Below are 20,881 nucleotides of genomic sequence, written 5' to 3' on the forward strand. Positions count from 1 at the left end.
GTTGTGATTCAATAACGGTAGATTAAATACTGGAGATACCGTTATGTTGAAAATGACTATGGGAAACGAAGCTAAGCTGATTATCGTTGCGATTGTATGTGCGCTTTTGCTTATTCTCGGCCACGTATTGTTGGCAAAAGCATTCGCTGATATGGCCTGGGCAGAATACACTACTGCCGCAATCCCATTTGTTATGATGGCTATTTGCGGTCTCGCGATAAAATACGCTATTGACCAAGATGTCGATTAGCCTGCGAATAAGTAATTCTTGTTGGTGATACGCTGAAGTATCCGTCGTCTCGTCTTACTTCGAATATAAAAAAACCTCCGCAAGAGCGGAGGTTTTTATTTGTTCTTAACTTTTAATATCGAATTAGAAGTTTGCAGAGCGCGGTGTACGTGGGAATGGAATCACGTCACGAACGTTGCCCATACCTGTTACGTAAGATACTAGACGCTCGAAACCAAGACCGAAACCAGCGTGTGGCACTGTGCCGTATTTACGTAGGTCGCGATACCAGCTCATGTGCTCAGGGTCGATACCCATACCAACCATGCGCTCGTCTAGAATGTCTAGACGCTCTTCACGTTGTGCACCACCGATGATTTCACCGATGCCTGGTGCAAGTACGTCCATTGCTGCAACTGTTTTGCCGTCATCGTTTAAGCGCATGTAGAAAGCTTTGATGTCTTTCGGGTAGTTCTTAACGATAACTGGTGCTTTAAAGTGCTCTTCAGCTAGGTAACGCTCATGCTCAGAAGACATGTCGATGCCCCACTCAACGTCAAACTCAAATTTCTTACCAGAGTCTAGTAGGATTTGGATTGCGTCAGTGTAGTCAACTTGTGCGAAATCAGCGTCTACGAATTGCTCTAGACGAGTGATTGCTTCTTTGTCGATGCGAGATGCGAAGAACTCAAGGTCGTCGCGGCGTTCTTCAAGAACAGCAGCGAAAACGTACTTAAGCATGTCTTCAGCCAATTTCGCTACATCGTCAAGGTCTGCAAACGCAACTTCAGGCTCAACCATCCAGAATTCAGCTAGGTGGCGGCTTGTGTTTGAGTTTTCAGCACGGAACGTAGGACCGAACGTGTAAACTTTGCTTAGCGCACAAGCGTAAGCTTCAGCATTAAGTTGGCCAGATACTGTTAGGAAAGTTTCTTTACCGAAGAAATCTTCGTTGAAGTCAACTTTGCCTTCGTCAGTGCGAGGTAGGTTTTCCATGTCTAGCGTCGATACGCGGAACATTTCACCAGCGCCTTCTGCATCAGATGCAGTGATAAGCGGAGCAGAAGTCCAGAAGAAACCTTGCTCGTGGTAGAAACGGTGAATCGCTTGAGATAGACAGTTACGTACACGTGCTACTGCGCCGATCACGTTAGTACGTGGACGTAGGTGAGCAACTTCACGAAGGTATTCGATAGAGTGACGTGTCTTAGCCATTGGGTAAGTGTCAGCGTCTTCAACCCAGCCTACAACTTTAACGTCAGTTGCTGCTAGTTCGAAGTCTTGACCTTTCGCAGGAGACTCAACAATCTTACCCGTTACTTCAACAGAGCAGCCAGTTGTTAGCTTTAATACTTCGTCTTCGTAATTATTCAGATTATTAGGAACCACGGCCTGAATCGGGTCGAAACAAGAGCCGTCATAAATGGCAAGGAAAGAGATTCCAGCTTTGGAATCACGACGTGAACGGATCCAGCCACGAACAGTTACTTCACTGTCTACCGCTAGCTTGCCGCCAAGTACGTCTGTTACAGGCGCGTAAGTCATGTTGATTTCATTCTCCATTGAGGGACAAATTCAACTCAATGTTATTAGCATGGCCTCAAATTAATATAAATAATGAACAATTATTGGCCGAAACATTGAGTTGTATATACTTTCTAAATCGATTGAACATATTACCTGTCATACGGACAGCTTCAACCTTTATTCTTGTTCGGTGAAAGAAATATTGTGTCTACAGACAAGAAAAACCATGAAAGGTTATTTTTTGTTCGATCTCATAATGCGTTGCTGTGGCAGATCTAATAACAGAGCCTATTTAAAGTAAAGCTGAAGGGGTGAAGAGGGCTCGATTTTATTATTAAACTAGGTTAGTAGATTCTTCGGAGATAGTGGCAGTGCACTGAGGTTGCTTTCTAATATTGGGCAAAGACATAAGTGCTCATGGCTGAGCACTTTTGGATTAGATGGTAATACTGCAGTTTGGCGGTGCTATGAATTGTTCTTATAATGGGTGCTTGAGTTAGATAGAGTAAATTGATTAATCAGTGATTCAAGGTGATCAGAAAGTTCTTCTAGGCCATTGCTGATGTCGCGGGTTTCAGCCGCAGATTGTGAGGTATTATCGGCATGAGAAGTAATAGCTTCGACTTTTTGTTGAACATCCATGGTCGCTATTGTGGTGGATTGCGTTTGTTGCTGAATGTTTCGAGCGTGTGTTAATACTTGTTTCATCTCTTCCACAACACCGTTCATTTCATTGGACAGCGTATCAATATCTGTTGAACTTTGATGTGCTTGTTCGCAAACGCGATCGGCAGAGGTTAATGATTCTTCGCTGCCTTGTTGGAATTGGAGGATAATCGATTCAATACTACTTGTCGCTTCAGCGGTTCGTGATGCTAGATGACGGACTTCGTCAGCGACCACCGCAAAGCCACGACCCTGTTCACCCGCACGAGCAGCTTCAATTGCAGCGTTAAGTGCCAATAAATTTGTTTGATCCGCAATGCCCCGAATTACGCTCAATATCGAAGACACTTCTCCAGTTTGTTCATTGAGCATTAGTATTTTCTGTTTAACTTCTTCAATGCTGGCCACTAAGTTCTTTATTTCATTACTGGCGTCGTGTGCTTGGTTGGCACTTTGGCATGCTACGTCAGCGGTATGGTTGATAAGGTCTGATGCCGTTAAAGTAGCTTGTTCTACATTGACTTGTTGAGCTTGTATCCCTTCCACATTATTTTGTACTTCAGCGGTTTCATTCTGCTGATCACTGGCGGCTTGCTCTGTAATTTGGGCGACACTAGTTAGTTGGGTGGCGGAAGCATTCAGTTTGTGAGATGTATTCTGCACCTGTTTTAGGCTGTCAGACACTGTCCCCATAAATGAATTAATAGAGTTCGCCAAAGTACCTATTTCATCTTTGCTTTGATCTGGTAGACGAGTTGATAAGTTTTTGTCGTTGCTAACTTGAGTCATAAAGCGCGAAGTGTGTTGCAGTGGGCGAACAATAATTTTACGAACCAATCCCATTGTTAGAATAAACCCAGCAAAAGAGATCACTGCCATAATACCGATTGCGGCCATCGTTTGAGTGTTGATCAAGGAGTTGACGTGATTTAGGTTGTATTCAAGACGAATGGCCCCCAACACTTCACCTTCCGGTGCCATATGGCAGGCCACACAGTTGGTACCACGATAGTTTTCGCTCGATTTCATAGGTAGGGCGATAACTAAGCCCTTCCCCCAATCTGCAGAAAATGACTCGATGACAGTTTCACCCGCTAGCGCGCGTTTATCAATATCATCTACAGGTGTTTGGTTGTCATTTCCAGGGCCGTATAGCCTGCTCACAGTATCAGCCCGTAATACGCGAACATCTTCAATACCTTCTTGTGCCAATGCTTTCTGACGAAGCGTCTCTTTCTGTGCCATGGTGCCAGTCAGCATCATCATATTGAGGCTATCGAAATAGTTGCTCGCCTTATCATGGAGCTGTTCACTTAATACAGAATGAACAAGCTGCTTTTGCTGCGAATATTGAAAGTAGGTCGATATTACTAGCAAAAAAGTGAACACGATGGCGAGAGCCACTAGGATTTTAAAGGTGATCGTTGAGCGCATAAGGTGTTTGTTTTTTTTTAATTATAATGACGCGCACACTTTACTTGTTAGAGTCTCTACTACCTATGGAGTAGGGTGAATTATGTGACCATACTCCGGTTGTGGTTTTGTTTCTGTGATGTAGCGAGATTGTGGCGCTTCTATTATGTAAATTAGGTTTTAATTTAGTGTTGAGCTTCCATTAATGTGCATATTGATTTTATGAAGCAGCATAATTAGCTTTTGGGGGAATCCTTACTGGAGTAAGGACGTCCAACGGTGATAGAACTTGTAGTGTGTAGTGGTTTTACGTAAAATTGCGTGTCATTTTTTTAGCCTGAGAAACACAATGAGAACTGAGTTATACAAAGAGTTTATGTTTGAAGCTGCCCACCATCTTCCTCATGTGCCAGAAGGGCATAAATGCGGTCGTTTGCATGGCCACTCTTTTCTTGTTCGCTTGTACGTAGAAGGTGAAGTTGATCCGCATACAGGCTGGGTCATTGACTTCTCGGAAATTAAAGCGGTATTCAAACCGATTTACAACCGTTTAGATCATTACTACCTCAACGACATTAAGGGTTTAGAGAACCCTACAAGTGAAGTGTTGGCTAAGTGGATCTGGAATGAGCTAAAACCAAACTTGCCGCTTTTGAGCAAAGTTGAAATTAAAGAAACCTGTACTGCAGGTTGTATTTATATTGGCGAAGCGTAAACATTAGAATCCACCTGCTAAAACAGGTGGATTTTTTTAGTTGTCGGTTGAAGGTTAGTTGTTGATTGAAAGTTAGCTGACGGTTTCAAGGGGAATGGTGTCAGACACAGATTTTTCTAATCTAATGGCTATAAATTTCGAGGTCGGGGTAAACGTTCGTTCACCATAACTGTCTAGAGGAACTAAAGGGTTGGTTTCAGGATAGTAAGCCGCTGCCTGACCTTGTGGAACGTCATAAGCCACCAAGGTAAACCCTTTCACTTTTCTCGTTACACCATCTTCCCAAAGTGACACCATATCGACCTTGTCACCCGGTTCAAAACCGAGCTTCAATATATCTGCTTCATTGATAAACAGAACCTCACGCATACCAAAGATACCGCGGTACCGATCATTCAAGCCATATAACGTGGTGTTGTATTGATCATGGGAACGCATGGTTTGTAAGATCAAATCGGGTTTATTAACACCTTGCAAAACCGCTTCATTAATTAGCTGTTTTGGCAGTTCGTTGGAGCCAAATTGCGCTTTACCGCTGTGGGTGTTCCATTGACGATTTGCGGCAGGATTGACTAAATGAAATCCCCCCGGATTTTCCAGCTTCTGATTGAAGTCGGTAAAGCCTGGAATCGTATCTGCAATGAGATCGCGGATATGCCCATAATCTTCAACGACCCAATTCCAATCTATTGGATGGCTGCCCAGAGTGGCATTAGCAATACCCGCAATAATGGCTGGCTCAGAACGTAAATGTTCTGATCGAGGCTTGAGCTGCCCGTAAGAGATATGAACCATGCTGAACGTATCTTCAACGGTGATGCCTTGTGGCCCATTAGCCTGTGTATCGATTTCCGTGCGTCCAAAACATGGCAGAATCAGGGCATCTTGACCGGTAACAAGGTGAGAGCGATTGAGCTTAGTTGAGATATGAACGGTTAGGTCACAATTTTGCATCGCTAGATGCGTGCGAGGAGTATCGGGTGTGGCTTGCGCAAAATTACCACCTAAACCAATAAAGACTTTCGAGCGTTTTTCCTCCATCGCTTTAATCGCTTGTATGGTGTTGTGTCCTGCATCTCGTGGGACATTGAAGTTAAAGCGACGTTCAATGTTATCAAGCAATTGGTTTGAGGGTTTTTCATCGATACCCATTGTACGATCGCCTTGAACATTACTATGTCCCCGAACGGGTGATAGCCCAGCGCCGGGCTTACCGATGTTGCCGCGCAACAATTGTACATTGGCTATTTCTTTGATGGTTTGTACCGAATGACGATGTTGTGTTAACCCCATAGCCCAGCACATAATCACTTTTTCTGAACGGCGATACATGTCAGCGACCATTTCTATCTCGCTTAAAGCTAATCCCGATTGTTCAGCAATATGCTCCCATGTTGTCGCATCAACTTCTGCTAAGTATTCATCAATACCTGTGGTGTGTTCGCTGATGAATTGACGATCAAATATGGCTTTTCCTTCGGTTGCGAGCGCATCACGTTCCCATTGCAGCAAATATTTAGCCATCCCACGAAAGACTGCCATATCACCACCTAATGCTGGTCTTAAGTAAGCAGTATTGGTTGGTTTTGAACCATTGCTTAACATTTCAATCGGAACTTGAGGGTTTTGGAAGCGTTCAAGTCCACGTTCTTTCAATGGATTGAAGCAGATCACCTGCGCGCCGCGTTTTACCGCTTCACGCAATGGTTCAAGCATGCGGGGGTGGTTAGTACCTGGGTTTTGCCCGAGCACAAAAATCGCGTCTGCTTGTTCAAAGTCGTCAAAAATCACGGTTCCTTTGCCCACACCGACCGTATCTTTCATGCCAATTGCACTGGCTTCGTGGCACATGTTTGAACAGTCTGGAAAGTTATTCGTTCCAAATGCACGTACGAAGAGTTGATATAAAAACGCCGCTTCATTACTGGCTCGTCCAGAGGTATAGAATTCTGCTTGATGTGGCGATTCGAGTTGCTTCAAATGTTTAGCCACGAGCGAAAATGCTTCGTCCCACGCGATAGGGATGTAGTGATCAGATGCTACGTCGTACTTCATCGGATGGGTTATTCGGCCTTGGTACTCTAGCCAGTAGTCTGTTTGTGATAACAAGGATGAGACGCTGTGTTGAGCGAAGAACTCAGGGTCCACAAATCGATTTGTGGCTTCCCAATTCACGGCTTTTGCACCGTTCTCACAGAAGTTCACTTTACCGCTTTGGGGCGATTCACCCCATGCACACCCTGGACAATCAAAACCACCATTTTGATTCGTTTTAAGCATTGTTCGAATGTTCTTGATGGCGTTTTCACTTCCCCACCAACTCTTAGTAACAGCTTTTAACGCTCCCCAACCGCCCGCGGGACCTTCATATTTTTTTATCTGTTCTTTTTGGCTCACGACAGCACTCCTCACGCACAGAAAAGGCAATAAACAAGGGAACCAGTAAAACAGGCGCATTATAAAAATAAAGCGGGAGTAAAACGGTTTTTATGATTTAGTATTGATACCTGTTTACTGCTTTGAATATTTAAAAATGGATTGGCGAATTGTTCGCCATGATCTAAATCAAAGGTTATGTCGTTAAGAGGCGATACGTCCAATTGATATTGCCGACTGAGTGATAAATAGAATCTATCATGGCGAGTAAATATGGAAAATCTCGCTTTTGTCACAGTGATAAATAGACTTGTGATAGTGATAAATAGAAATTATTACCCAGTGCGATGTGGGCTCTATTTCATGAGAGATTTGTCGATCAGCCTTGGTATAGCTGAGCTTTTCATGATAGTTGCTATCTATCACGCTATAGATAATTTAGATTTGACCTGTATTTAAATTAGGCATACTTTGATTTAAATCAAAAAATACCGTTTTATTTTAGCTGTTGCTTTACAGATTGAGCCATTTCCCTGTGATAGGTATTTTCAATCGCAGAGAACCGTTAATGTACGACGAACGCTAAGAAAACGCTTCATTTCAAGGTTTTACTAATCATTCATGGATATAAAACAACTTAAGTACTTAATCGCTTTAGATCAAACGAAACACTTTGGTCAGGCAGCGACACTTTGTCATATTACTCAGCCTACGTTGTCGATGAGGATAAGGCGTTTAGAAGAAGAGTTAGACCTCGAATTGATTTCAAGAAGTCAACGTTTTGAAGGGTTTACCGAAGCGGGTCAACGTATATTGGCTTGGGCAAAGACTGTCTTAGCGGCTCATGACGGTTTACAAGCCGAAGCGGCTAACTGCCGTGGTCAACTGGTCGGTTCGCTAAGGATTGGCATGGTGCCCCTAGCCAGTCAAAACCCTATGCAGCTGATTAAGCCTTTGTCCGCAAAGTTCCCTGAACTCCGTTTTCAGATTTTATCGATGACGTCTGAGCAGATCATAGACCAGCTCAATCGTAATCAACTTGATTTAGGCATGTGTTACGTTGACCAGATCAATACGGCTTACTTTGACGTTATAGAAATGAATTCAACGGATTTAGGTATTTTGTATGACAGCCGGTTCTTTGATTTTGCAGAGCCGGAGGTCTTGTGGGAATCACTCAATAACATTCCTTTAGGGCTTTTGTCTAAAGGTATGCACTATCGTCATTCGATTGATTTGAGCTTTGGTAGTAAAGGCTTAGTTCCGCAGACTGTGATTGAAAGTAATTCTACCTTTCACCTGATCCAAGCCGTCACCAGCGGTCTTTGCTGTGCCGTTATGCCGCTTAACTCGGGATTGGAAGAGCTTAACGAACAACTGCGTATCGTACCGATAGAAAAAGCTGTGGTGCATTCACCTTTAGGTTTACTTAAGCGCAAACAAGAGCCCTATTCGGCAGTCACTGACCAGTGTTTTGTTGAGGCAAAACACTTGTTTAATCAGTGATGTTTGTTTAACCAGTGATATTTATTTAATAAGTAAGGTTTTCAGTCTGAGTCGATATCGTCAAGCTGACCGTCTTTCCGGGTGATTTTATGAGATGTTTAACTCAATCCTATATTGAACTGCCTGATTTTAATCAAGCGCCTCCACAGCCCAATGCCATGAGCTATCGAGAGCTTACGGGCGATAGTATGGTGGTGGATGCTCCTTTGGCAAACGAATCTGCATTGGCGATCAGTTATAACGGGATCAGTCAGGCGGTTATGATGGTGACGCCCGGACACATGGAAGATTTTGTGCTCGGTTTTAGTTTAAGCTCCGGTATTGTGAAAAGCTTCAATGAAATTCGCGATATAGAGATTGGTCGCAATGGTGAATCTCATTTCGCACAAGTAGAAATTAGCAATCGTGCTTTTTGGGAAATGAAAACTCAGCGGCGTAACTTGGCCGGAACCACAGGCTGTGGCTTGTGCGGTGTTGAAGCGCTTGAACAAGCACTTCCGGATTTAGTGCCATTGCCATCATCGTTACCACCCAGTCCACTGGTTTTTCAGGGATTGAGAAGTCGAATTGCCGAACATCAAAAAGCAGCGAAAATATCCGGCGCCTTACATGCCTCGTTGTTTGCGAATTCGAAAGGTGAAATTGTCCTTTGCCGTGAAGATATCGGTCGCCATAACGCACTGGATAAACTAATAGGGGCAATGGCCGTGAACGGTACCAACCCTAAGTCGGGGTTCGCGATTATGACGAGTCGTTGCAGTTTAGAGCTTATCCATAAAGCGGTACGTGCTGAAATTGCAACCTTGGTTTGTTTGTCGGCACCGACATCATTGACGGTCGAATGGGCAAGGCGTAACCGTTTAAATTTGATTCACTTACCAAACAGCAGTCCACCTCGTTTATACAGCCCAGCGCCTTGATGTAATGTTTCGTTCGGATAAAAAGAGAGACCATTGGGTCTCTCTTTGGTTTTTATTATAAATGATTATTGTTTTACGCAGCTTGGTGGTTGAATTTTGTTCAAATGGCTGTTTTGTGCAATTTAATAGCAAAAAGTGTGGTTATAGCGTTGTGTTTCGAGGCTCATTCTATAAGATAAAAAGGCCTCTAATGCTAGAGGAAGGGCAGCAACGGATACGCTGTTTCAAGTGCTATGGAATGTGATTTACTGGACACATACATGAAATTTAAGATTACCTCACCGATTATTGAACCGACGGAAGGTTCACCACATCAGTTAACGAAAATTTATGCATCTCGTTTTCCCTTTTTTAAGACAAGCTCCCCTTTGAACGCCCTGTTCGACAACGTTTCTGTACGCTTCTTTACTGCTTATCGCTCCTATTGTTATTCGTTTTATAACTTTATTTCTATCTGAATTCCTTTGTCATCCACTTAATGCACGAAGACTCACACCTATAAAAACTAAACAAATAAGTTAAAAATAATGAATATTAAAATGATGGGTAGCTCCCTAATTATCGCTGGTACCGCTCTCGGTGCTGGTATGCTTGCGATCCCAATGGTATTAGCTCAATTTGGATTGCTGTACGGTACATTGCTGATGGTACTGATTTGCTTCGGTACCACCTATGCAGCGTTACTACTTCTAGAAGCGACCATCAAAGCGGGTGGCGGTCTAGGATTAAACTCAATTGCACGAAAAACACTGGGCAAGCAGGGCCAGCTGATCACCAATGGTTTGCTTTACGCGTTACTGATTTGCCTATTAATGGCCTACATCCTAGGCGCTGGTGATCTACTGAGTAAGGTACTGTCTAACTTTGGCTTAGAAATAACAGCAACGAATGGCCAGATCGGTTTCACAGTGATCGCTGGTGCGATTGTGGCAAGTGGTACAGGAGTGGTCGATAAGCTTAATCGTTTGTTGTTTTTCGTGATGCTAGGCAGTTTGGTAACAACCATGGTGTTTTTGGCTCCGGGAATGACGGTGTCTAACTTGTCGCAAGTGACAAGTCATGATCATCTTGACCTAATCAAAACCAGTGCAATTCTGTTTACCAGTTTTGGTTTTATGGTAGTGATCCCGACCTTGATTTCTTACAACCACGAAGCGACAGACACACAGTTAAGAAATATGGTGATTACAGGTTCCCTTATTCCACTAGTGTGCTACCTATGCTGGTTATTCGCTGTCGTGGGCAATTTGAATGAAGAGCAATTCAGAAGCTTTAAGAATGTCTCTGACTTGATGGCAGCGTTTGAGGCTCAGTCTCCTTGGGTGGGTAACGTTCTGTCTACCTTCACTGGCTTGGCGTTGTTGACCTCTTTCTTTGGTGTAGCGATGGCATTGTTCAACCAGAATAAGGACATGTTCAACCAAAACACCGCGGTAACGTACTGCATTAGTTTCATCTTACCTTTGGCGGGTTCTCTGCTTGCTGCTGACAAATTCTTACAAGTACTGAATTACGCCGGCATCATCTTAGTGTTCTTAGCCGTGTTTGTTCCGTTGATGATGGTTCACAAGCAGCGCTTTATGAAAGTAGCGGAAGACAGATACAGCGCAGAAGGTGGCCGACCAATGATGCTTTTCTCATTGCTATTTGGTTGCTTCTTGCTTATCTCACAAGTGATTTAAGAAAACAATTTGGTGAGTTGAATAAATCAGTCACCAAATTTCAGCTACAAAAGCTTCAGATACAAAAAAGGAACGCATCGGCGTTCCTTTTTATTATCTGCTCGTTATCAAGCAGACAGAGTTAAGTGTTGGCGTGTTAACTGATGCTGGCCAATAAATGAATACGGACTAGCAAGCCAATATTAACTAACAAACGAATGTTAATTAACAAACAACCTTAACTGCCAAACCACCTTGAGAAGTCTCACGGTATTTAGCGTTCATGTCTTTACCTGTCTCTAGCATCGTTTCGATAACTTTATCGAGAGAAACAGTAGGAGCAGAAGAGCGACGAAGTGCCATACGAGTTGAGTTAATTGCTTTTACTGCAGCAATACCGTTACGCTCGATACATGGTACTTGTACTTGGCCAGCAACTGGGTCACACGTTAGACCTAGGTTGTGCTCCATGCCGATTTCTGCAGCCATACATACTTGCTCTGGGCTACCGCCCATAAGTTCAGCAAGGCCTGCAGCAGCCATAGAACATGCCACACCAACTTCACCCTGACAGCCAACTTCAGCGCCAGATATAGAAGCGTTACGCTTGTATAGACCCCCGATCGCGCCAGAAGCTGCGAAGTAACGGATGTAGTCTTTTTCTGTCACTGTTTGGATGAACTTATCGTAGTAAGCCAATACCGCTGGGATGATGCCACATGCGCCGTTTGTTGGTGCCGTTACTACACGACCGCCAGCTGCGTTTTCTTCGTTTACAGCAATCGCAAACATATTTACCCAGTCAACAACCGTCATTGGGTCGTTAGTTGTTTTTTCTGAAGTGATCAGCTGTTGGCGAAGTGCTGCAGCACGACGAGGTACGCGCAATGGACCTGGCAGGATACCTTCAGTATTCATACCGCGATCCATACATTCACGCATCGTTTTCCAGATGTTCGAGAAGTAAATGCGAGACTCCTCGTCTGAGTGGAAAGCCGCTTGGTTTTTCATAACCAGTGTACTAATAGAAAGGCCACTTTCTTTACACTGATTAACCAGCTCTTCAGCTGTTGTGAATTCGTAAGGTGCTTTGATTGGGTTTGCTTCTTCTTTGCCGAAGTTCTCTTCGTCAACGATGAAACCGCCACCAATTGAGTAGTATGTTTTTGAGTATGCTACTTCGTCATCAACCCAAGCATGAATGCTCATGCCATTTTCATGCAATGAAAGGTTCGAAGTATGAAAATTCATTCCGCCATCTTTAGGGAACGAAACAGTATGACAGTGCATACCAACAGGTAGACGTTCAGTTTCTTCTACGCGAGCCATAAAACCTGCGATGGAATCAATATCTACTTTCTCAGGAGTATTGCCAGCAAGACCCATGATGATAGCGATATCTGTGTGGTGACCTTTCCCTGTCAGTGATAGTGATCCATATACGTCCACGGTGATTTTAGTGATGTTGCGCAACTTTCCCATTGAACGTAGGTCATCAATAAACTCTTTACCCGCTTTCATCGGTCCAACTGTATGTGAGCTCGATGGACCAACACCGATTTTAAAGATATCAAATACACTAATCATAGCGATTACCTCAAAAAGAGAGCCTCCCAAGTGGAGTAGGGAGGCTCATTTATTATCATTATATTTGTGTTTAATCTCGAGACATAAGATGAATACCATCTTATAAAAAATGCTTAAGATTAAAGAGCGCCGTAGATTACAGAACTAATAGCCGCTAGACCACATAAAGCTGTAAACATTTGTACAGGTGCTGAAGTTTTGTACTTAGCCATTGCTGGTACTTTTTGCATCGCGAATACTGGCATTAGGAACAGGATAGCTGCAATCATTGGAGCACCCATTGTTTCAATCATACCTAGGATACTTGGGTTAACGACCGCAACAATCCAAGTTGTAACAACGATGAACGCCAAAGACACTTTTTCAATCTTGCTTACTGAAGAGTCAGAGCGAGACTTGATTAGACCAACAAGACCTTCGTGAGCACCTAAGAAGTGACCGAAGTAGCTTGAAGTAATCGCTGCGAACGCGACTAGAGGACCCATGTAAGAGATAAGTGGAGACTCGTGAATGTTAGCTAGGTAAGAAAGTACAGAGATGTTCTGTGCTTGTGCTGTTGCTAGTTGCTCTGGAGATAGAGAAAGCACGACAGAGAATACAAAGAACATTACAAAGCCCATCAGCATCATTGCTGCGCCGCCGGTGATAGCGTCAGTTTTCTTAACTGCGTTTTCACCGTATACACGACGTTGCTCTTTAGAGAACTGTGAAATGATTGGACTGTGGTTGAAAGAGAACACGATGATTGGAATGGCAAGCCAGATGATAGAAGGCATTGTTGACCACTCAGGTTCAACGTCAATCATAGAAGTGTTCCATTCAGGAACTAGGTAAAAAGAAAGAGCTAGTAGGATGAATACTAGCGGATAAACCATTGCTGAAGTTGCCTTTAGCATCAGCTCTTTACCGAATACAACACCTGCTGTCATAGCAAGGATAAGTGCACCAGAAAGAAGAGGACGAGGAATAGATTCCATGCCGATTTGGTTTACTAAAAAAGAATCAACAGTGTTTGTGATACCAACACCGTAGATAAGAACGATCGGGTAGATAGCGAAGAAGTAAGCGAAAGTGATAATGTTTGCGCCAGTCTTACCGAAGTGTTCTTCAACTGTGTCTGTAATATCGGCTTCAGGGTTTTTAGCTGACAGTACGAAACGAGCTAGAGATTTGTGTGCGAACCAAGTCATTGGTGCCGCGATTAGAGCTAGGATAACTAGTGGCCAAAAACCACCCGCACCAGCTTTGATTGGAAGGAACAGTACGCCAGCACCAACTGCTGTACCAAATAGTGATAAACACCAGGTAAAATCTTTATAGTTAAACTTGCTTGAATCTTTAACGGCACTTACCGAAGAAGTTGTTGTGTTCATGTTAAATTACTCATTTTTTGGGAACAGGAAATAAGTCGGGGCTAATTTTGCAGAATTTTCTTTAGTAAAAAGTAGATCTAAATCATGTAATGAAACGGCGTGTCACATGATATGCGAAAAACGGATTTTTGATCACGAAAATAGCGTGCCACAGGTGATTTATGCTCATGCCTGTTATTAGTTTTTCTAATTTGAAGGGGTGGTTTGTACAGATTTATATCAGATAAACGTTTGCGTAAAATTGCATTAATAAATCTGTTCCATAGAAAGGCTCGAATTTGTTAACAAAGATTAAACAAGGTGTGGTTTCAGTGTGATCTATTGCATTACGTGCTGTTGCAGTGACTGAATGATTTGAGCTGTAACGCCCCAAATTAGGTGCTCTTGGAAGGGCATGGCAAAAACACGGTGTTTGATTTTTCTTAAATTAACGGTATGACTATGAAGCTTGGCTTGGTCCAAAATATAGGTGGCAGGTACCTCAAAAATAGAGGCGACTTCGTTCACATCTATAACCGCTTTGTAGTTGGGATCGACTAATACAACAATTGGCGTAACATAAAATTTACTAATGGTACTTAGTGCTGGTAATTGCCCAACAATTTTAACTTGATCCGATCGAATTCCTACTTCCTCGTGAAGTTCTCTCAGTGCTGTGAACTGCATTGAAGGGTCGGAAAGTTCGTGTTTTCCGCCAGGGAAGCTCACTTGTCCTGGGTGATGCTTTAAATGAGCGGCTCTTTTAGTAAAAATTACATGTAAACCGTCTTCGCGATCAACTAAACCGACCACAACTGCCGCTTTGCGAAGTTGTTCCCGGCTTATGTGAGCAACACGCTCAATAGACTCTGGGTGGTAACCGACAGCTGTATTCAGTTGGAATTGCTGAAGGAAGTTCTTTCTATTCATATCAACCCAATATATTGATAATTATAATTTTAAGTATAAGCATAACACCGAGTAGATTACCAACTTTGACTAAAATTTGCCTTGCTTCCCATAGTTTTAACAAGAGAACTCTGTTCTTTTGGATAATTAGTTAATAGTAAAAGTGCAAAATTCAACTTAAAAATAACCATTCCCCCATATTCAATATGTGCATTTAAATTGGTAAGCGTTATCCATGTCATATAATTGGGTGATGAAACGTATATTTTTTGTTTAAGAATTTGATCACAATAATTTAGTAGCCCATTCTAAAAAGAAATAAAAAAAAGGCATGCGATGAAAGGAATCATATTCACCGAATTTTTAGAGCTTGTTGAAGACAAATTTGGATTAGAGTTGTTGGAAGAAGTTTTAGAGATGTCAGAAGATGAAGGGATTTACACATCTGTAGGTAGTTACGACCATAAAAATCTTGTGAAGCTCATCATTAACCTAAGTAAAAAACCAATATAGATGCTGCCAGTTTACAGCGAGTGTTTGGTCAGTCTGTCTTTAAGAACCTGTTAGCTTCTATACCTAATAAAGCCAGCCTTAAGCACAGCAATACCACTTTCCAATTTATCCAACACGTAGAGCATTATATTCATGTAGAAGTGAAGAAGCTCTATCCGGATGCTGAGCCACCAGAATTTAGTTTTATAACGACTACAGAAGCGCAGCTTATATTCGATTATAAGAGTGCGAGGTGTATGTCGCATGTATGTTTAGGACTCATTGAGGGTTGTGCTGATTACTATAGTTAATCGATTGTAATAGAGATGACACCTCAAAATGATGAGCAAAGTGTGGTTAGGTTTAATCTTAAAGTAGAAAAGTAATATGAGTTTGGCATCCGCGCTAGAAAAGAAACTTAAGCGACAGATCGCGGCAAGAAAAGAAGCTGAAAGATTGTTGGAGCAAAAAAGTCTGGAACTATTTGAGACTAACCAGCAACTTGAACTTGCTTTGCGCCAGTTAGAGAAGCGCTCTAAAGCGAATTTGCGTCGTATTGAGTTTCAAGAACAAGTCGATAACCTGTTGATTGATTTTGGACGAGCGTTTCTCCGTAATGATCTGGATGATGTTATGTTGTCTGAACTAACGACTAATGTAATGAACAGTTACCTTATCGAAGCCAGCCGCTTAATACTGCCACCTAAGCTAATCCCAGAACTTCAAACGTACGACTATGGCGACAAAACCGTTGGCGAGCTAACACATGATATACAGATGCCTCAATGGGAAGGCAATATACTGACGGTGCCCCTTGAAGTCGAGAAGGTGATTGTTGGTGCACTGATTGTTAAAGTTAATTTGTCTGTACAAGACTATGAGTTTATTGAGAGTCAATTATCGTTGGTGGCCGACCTTATATGCAGTGCGTTGGCTCATCAGCTTGCCATTAACCGCAATATTAAATCACGTCAACGAGCGGAAGAATCTGAAAGGGCGACACGCGATTTTGTTGCCATGATAAACCACGAGTTAAGGACCCCATTAAACGGATTGTTGGGTAGTGCGGAACTGATTAGTGATACCGAATTAACAAGTTCACAGCGCGAATTAGTGAACAACCTAAGCCAATCTGGTGAGTTTCTAAGAACCATCATTAATGACCTACTCGATTACAGTAAAATCAATGCGGGCATGTTGGAACTTATTCCGAAGAAGTTTGCGTTGAAGGATTTGAGAAACACTATCGACAGCATCTTTACAAATAGAGCCATTTAGAAACAACTGCAATTTAATGTCAATGTTGCCCAAAATATGCCGACTCACTTCAATGGGGATTTGGAGCGCATTACACAGTTGTTTGTGAACCTGATTGGTAATGCCATCAATTTTACTGAAGAAGGTCACGTAAGTGTTGATATAGAATGGCGACATAATCAATTTTTCTTTTCGGTACAAGATTCTGGGGTTGGAATCGCTGAGTCTGCTCATGAAACACTCTTCGAACCTTTTACACAAGCTGATAACTCTAGTAGCCGAAACTATGAAGGTACAGGGTTGGGGTTAGCGATTTGTCGCAAGTTAGTCGCGATGATGCACGGTGATATTAAAGTTTCGAGTACCGTGGGTGTAGGAACGACTTTTTCTATCGCAATTCCGCTGCAAGTTATCGATATATTGCCTAACAGCGAACGAGAGGCTAAAGATCTCGAGTCAGATGTCGAACTGTCGTTATTAAAAGTACTGGTGGTTGATGATATTAAGATGAACCAGGTCATCATCCAACAAATGCTTCGTAAGTATGAGATAGAGCCTGCGATCGCAAGCAATGGTGTCGAAGGGCTTGAGTTAGCATGTACCAATGAATACGACATTTTATTTATGGACTGCAGAATGCCAGTCATGGATGGCTTTGAAGCAACACAAACCTTAAGAGAGAAAGGGTATAACAAGTCGATTGTGGCACTGACTGCGGGCACAACACTGGAAGAGCGTGAACGCTGTATTCAGTTTGGTATGGATGACATACTCAGTAAACCCTACACAGCGGATGACCTCAAAGATATGCTTAAGAAGTGGGGTTCCACACCTGCTGCTGTTGTTTAGGTCAAGCTATTTATTATTTAGGTAAAACTACAGTGATTTAAGTTGAGCTAGTGAATTCCGTGGACAACATGCATTTAGAAAGAAACTAAAAACCCTAAGTGGTCATGATGACAACCGGATAACCTAGGGTTTGCTTTATTTGCTGAACGCCAACGGGTAAACGTCGTCAAACATTGGACTGATGCTTAGCTGTCTTCGAGCACGGGCAAGATCCGACTCAACTTGTCCAGCGTCTCTTGGTATTCAGATGCACAATCACTATCAAACACCACACCACCACCAGCCCAAGCGTAAAGGGTATTGTTCTCTGCCACTAACGTACGAATGGTAATACTAGTATCCATTCTACCGTTTCGGCTGATGTAGCCAATACTGCCGCAGTACGCTGAACGTCGATGAGGCTCTAGCTCTTCAATGATCTGCATTGCGCGAACTTTAGGTGCACCAGTAATCGAACCACCAGGGAAGCAAGCTCTCAGTAGAGCAGTTGCTGAATATTGGTCATCAAGGTCAGCTCTTATTGTGCTTACTAAATGATGAACCGCAGGGAAGCTTTCAATGTCGAACAGTTTTGGTACATGAACGGTGCCCGGTTTTGCTACTCGACCAATGTCATTACGAAGCAGGTCAACGATCATCAAGTTTTCTGCCTGATCTTTATCGGCACTTGCTAAGTCTTGTGCGTTGGCATCATCAATTATAGGGTCTTCAGAACGAGGGCGTGTGCCTTTGATCGGTTTTGTTTCAATAGTGCCACTATTGAGTTCTAAGAATCGTTCAGGCGAAACACTGATGATTGCGCATTCGGTCAAACGGATAAAACCGGAGAAGGGGGCTGAGTTATACTGTTCAAGCTTTTCATAGGCCAACCATTCACTGCCTTGGTATTTGGCATTGAAGCGCTGAGCTAAATTAATCTGATAACAGTCGCCAGACAGCAGGTATTCTTGAACGTGCTCGAACTTGTCAGAATAACTCTGTTCACTCATGTTCGATTGCCACGGTGTCGTTAGGCGAAATTCCTCTGTTTGAGATTTGCCTTGCTGCTCAGATAACCAATTCCAGTGCGCCTCGATGTTCTGTCCAACCACACACGCTGTCTTAAGCTTGTGATCAACCACTATTGCCCATTCATACAAACCAACCGCCATGTCGGGTGCGTTAATATCGCGCTTTGCAAGAGACGGAAGTGTTTCAACTCTGCGCCCCAAATCATAACTAAAGTAGCCTAAAGCACCGCCAACGAATGGTAATTCAGGGTGGCCTTTGGTTGCAGGCAATAATTGCTGCTGATATTGGTCGAGTAGTTCGAAAGGATCTGACTCTGACACCTTACGTTCTTCGTTTACATTAACGGTTGTTTTGACGCCGATTGTCTCGAAGGTGGCGATGGGTTGAGCAACTAAAATATCGTATCGACTATCAACGTGGCTTTCTGAAGCGGAGCGTAATAGCATTGCCCACGGCAGGTTTTCAATATGGGAAAACAGCCGTTTAGCTAAAGTTGATTGATATTCAAGCGGCTTTATTTGGATAGAGCGAAATTCGTTGTTATTCATTTGTTTAATTTGTGACAAAGAGTTCGATCACTGCATGGCGTGTGAGAGGAAGCAAGAGTATCATAAATTGAAAATAAAATGGGTTCTTGATTAGAACGGTGTAATACAAATGGTTTAGTTTACAGCTATGCAAGCGATTGCTAAAGCAACTAAATACAGCTTAACACAATAAAAAGCTAAGCCAATTAGGCCTGAATAGTCAAACCATGGACCCACATGGAACCAGAACAATAAAGAGGCATGCAATGACGGTTATTCGTAAGCAAGATGTGATCAGCAGTGTCGCTGACGCACTTCAGTACATTTCTTATTATCACCCTTTAGACTTTGTCCAAGCCCTAGAAAAAGCGTATGAGAAAGAAGAGAGCCAAGCAGCAAAAGATGCGATCGCTCAGATTCTTATCAACTCGCGCATGTCTGCGGAAGGTCATCGTCCAATTTGTCAGGATACGGGTATTGTTACTTGTTTCGTGAACATCGGCATGGATGTTAGGTGGGAAACGGATCAAACAGTACAACAGATGGTTGATGAAGGTGTTCGTCAAGCTTACAACAATCCAGACAACCCATTGCGTGCGTCTGTCCTAATGGACCCTGCAGGTAAGCGTATTAATACAAAAGACAACACACCAGCGGTTGTTCACATTAATATGGTTCCAGGCAACAAAGTTGAAATTCAAATCGCGGCGAAAGGCGGCGGTTCTGAGAACAAAACCAAGATGGTTATGCTGAACCCTTCTGATGATATTGCAGAGTGGGTAGAGAAGACGCTACCAACAATGGGCGCAGGCTGGTGTCCTCCGGGTATGCTTGGTATAGGCATCGGCGGTACGGCTGAGAAAGCAGCGGTACTAGCGAAAGAATCTCTTATGGAACACATCGATATCCAAGAGCTTATCGACAAAGGTCCAGAGAACGCTGAAGAAGAGCTTCGTTTAGACATCTTCAACCGCGTAAACAAACTGGGTATTGGTGCTCAAGGCCTTGGCGGCCTAACGACTGTGGTTGATGTGAAAATCAAAACAGCACCAACACACGCAGCCTCTAAGCCAGTTTGCTTAATCCCGAACTGTGCAGCGACTCGTCACGTTCACTTCACACTAGACGGCAGCGGCCCTGCAGAGCTAACGCCACCTAAGCTAGAAGAATGGCCAGACATCACTTGGGAAGCGGGCGCAAACACACGTCGTGTTAACCTTGATGAAGTAACCAAAGAAGACGTACAAGAGTGGAAGACAGGCGAAACGGTTCTGCTATCAGGTAAGATCTTAACAGGTCGTGATGCAGCGCATAAACGTATTCAAGGCATGCTCGAAAGCGGCGAAGGCCTTCCAGCTGGCGTTGATTTCAAAGGTAAGTTCATTTACTACGTTGGCCCTGTTGATGCGGTAGGCGATGAAGCGGTAGGCCCTGCGGGTCCAACAACGTCAACACGTATGGATAAGTTCACTGACATGATGCTAAACGAAACTGGCATCATGGGCATGATAGGTAAAGCGGAACGTGGTCCTGCAACGGTTGAATCAATCAAAGAGCACAAAGCGGTTTATCTAATGGCGGTTGGCGGTGCAGCTTATTTAGTCGCGAAAGCAATTAAAAAAGCACGCGTTGTTGCGTTTGAAGATCTCGGTATGGAAGCGATTTACGAGTTTGAAGTTGAAGATATGCCCGTAACAGTAGCGGTTGACTCTAACGGCGTGAACGCGCACCAGATCGGCCCTGACACGTGGAAAGTGAAAATTGCTGAAGCTGAAAAAGCATAATTTTCTGAAGTCAAAAAGTCGAAGCAGACGCTAGCTTCAGTGTTTGAATTGCAATTCTTGACAGAAAGTTGAAGACAAAAGTGCAGCATTATTTGCACTT

General features: G+C 43.2%; 13 protein-coding genes and 2 pseudogenes. 8 read left to right on the forward strand and 7 right to left on the reverse strand.

Going from position 1 to position 20,881, the window contains the following annotated elements; all coding sequences use genetic code 11:
• Positions 1 to 43: 43 nt before the first annotated feature.
• Positions 44 to 250 (forward strand): hypothetical protein, encoded by a 207-nt coding sequence (locus WR49_RS15490; protein ID WP_017057539.1) that lies wholly within the window; start codon positions 44 to 46, stop codon positions 248 to 250.
• A 123-nt stretch (positions 251 to 373) separates the two neighbouring features.
• Here WR49_RS15490 and asnS read toward each other — a convergent pair whose 3' ends face one another.
• Both asnS and WR49_RS15500 read right to left on the reverse strand, forming a co-directional pair.
• Positions 374 to 1,774, reverse strand: a complete 1,401-nt coding sequence (gene asnS / locus WR49_RS15495; protein ID WP_046224613.1) for an asparagine--tRNA ligase — start codon at positions 1,772 to 1,774, stop codon at positions 374 to 376.
• A gap of 447 nt (positions 1,775 to 2,221) precedes the next feature.
• Entirely contained in the window at positions 2,222 to 3,856 is a 1,635-nt protein-coding gene (locus WR49_RS15500) for a methyl-accepting chemotaxis protein (protein WP_046224614.1), read from the reverse strand.
• Between the two features lie 328 nt (positions 3,857 to 4,184).
• On the opposite strand from WR49_RS15500, the gene queD reads away from it, so the two are divergent.
• Complete coding sequence (gene queD / locus WR49_RS15505) at positions 4,185 to 4,550, forward strand: 6-carboxytetrahydropterin synthase QueD (RefSeq protein ID WP_017057536.1); 366 nt, start codon at positions 4,185 to 4,187, stop codon at positions 4,548 to 4,550.
• A 72-nt stretch (positions 4,551 to 4,622) separates the two neighbouring features.
• On the opposite strand, the gene WR49_RS15510 is transcribed toward queD, so the two are convergent.
• Entirely contained in the window at positions 4,623 to 6,947 is a 2,325-nt protein-coding gene (locus WR49_RS15510; protein ID WP_046224615.1) for an FdhF/YdeP family oxidoreductase, read from the reverse strand.
• A 600-nt stretch (positions 6,948 to 7,547) separates the two neighbouring features.
• On the opposite strand from WR49_RS15510, the gene WR49_RS15515 reads away from it, so the two are divergent.
• From WR49_RS15515 to WR49_RS15525, 3 genes are all read left to right on the forward strand, one after another.
• Positions 7,548 to 8,432, forward strand: a complete 885-nt coding sequence (locus tag WR49_RS15515; RefSeq protein ID WP_046224616.1) for a LysR family transcriptional regulator — start codon at positions 7,548 to 7,550, stop codon at positions 8,430 to 8,432.
• Between the two features lie 89 nt (positions 8,433 to 8,521).
• Positions 8,522 to 9,352 carry a formate dehydrogenase accessory sulfurtransferase FdhD gene (gene fdhD, locus WR49_RS15520; protein WP_046224617.1) on the forward strand — a complete coding sequence of 277 codons (831 nt, stop codon included), beginning with the start codon at positions 8,522 to 8,524 and terminating at the stop codon, positions 9,350 to 9,352.
• Positions 9,353 to 9,891: 539 nt separating this feature from the next.
• Complete coding sequence (locus WR49_RS15525) at positions 9,892 to 11,034, forward strand: amino acid permease (RefSeq protein WP_156155681.1); 1,143 nt, start codon at positions 9,892 to 9,894, stop codon at positions 11,032 to 11,034.
• 204 nt (positions 11,035 to 11,238) lie between these two features.
• Here WR49_RS15525 and WR49_RS15530 read toward each other — a convergent pair whose 3' ends face one another.
• From WR49_RS15530 to WR49_RS15540, 3 genes are all read right to left on the reverse strand, one after another.
• On the reverse strand, positions 11,239 to 12,600 hold the full coding sequence (locus WR49_RS15530; RefSeq protein WP_046224619.1) for an L-serine ammonia-lyase: 1,362 nt from the start codon (positions 12,598 to 12,600) through the stop codon (positions 11,239 to 11,241).
• A 119-nt stretch (positions 12,601 to 12,719) separates the two neighbouring features.
• Positions 12,720 to 13,973: an aromatic amino acid transport family protein gene (locus tag WR49_RS15535; protein WP_046224620.1), complete on the reverse strand. Its 1,254-nt coding sequence runs from the start codon at positions 13,971 to 13,973 to the stop codon at positions 12,720 to 12,722.
• A gap of 318 nt (positions 13,974 to 14,291) precedes the next feature.
• Positions 14,292 to 14,882: a CoA pyrophosphatase gene (locus WR49_RS15540; protein ID WP_046224621.1), complete on the reverse strand. Its 591-nt coding sequence runs from the start codon at positions 14,880 to 14,882 to the stop codon at positions 14,292 to 14,294.
• Positions 14,883 to 15,197: 315 nt separating this feature from the next.
• Here WR49_RS15540 and WR49_RS15545 point away from each other — a divergent pair.
• Together WR49_RS15545 and WR49_RS15550 are read left to right on the forward strand one after the other, a co-directional pair.
• Positions 15,198 to 15,739 (forward strand): annotated as a pseudogene (locus tag WR49_RS15545) (heme NO-binding domain-containing protein).
• A 1-nt stretch (position 15,740) separates the two neighbouring features.
• A pseudogene (locus WR49_RS15550) lies at positions 15,741 to 17,459 on the forward strand (ATP-binding protein).
• A gap of 185 nt (positions 17,460 to 17,644) precedes the next feature.
• On the opposite strand, the gene pabB reads toward WR49_RS15550, so the two are convergent.
• Positions 17,645 to 19,018, reverse strand: a complete 1,374-nt coding sequence (gene pabB / locus WR49_RS15555; protein WP_046224622.1) for an aminodeoxychorismate synthase component I — start codon at positions 19,016 to 19,018, stop codon at positions 17,645 to 17,647.
• A gap of 245 nt (positions 19,019 to 19,263) precedes the next feature.
• Here pabB and WR49_RS15560 point away from each other — a divergent pair, with 245 nt between their 5' ends.
• Positions 19,264 to 20,781: a fumarate hydratase gene (locus WR49_RS15560; protein ID WP_046224623.1), complete on the forward strand. Its 1,518-nt coding sequence runs from the start codon at positions 19,264 to 19,266 to the stop codon at positions 20,779 to 20,781.
• Positions 20,782 to 20,881 lie beyond the last annotated feature (100 nt).

It is taken from the genome of Vibrio sp. ECSMB14106 (genome assembly GCF_000972265.1).
GTDB lineage: Bacteria > Pseudomonadota > Gammaproteobacteria > Enterobacterales > Vibrionaceae > Vibrio > Vibrio kanaloae.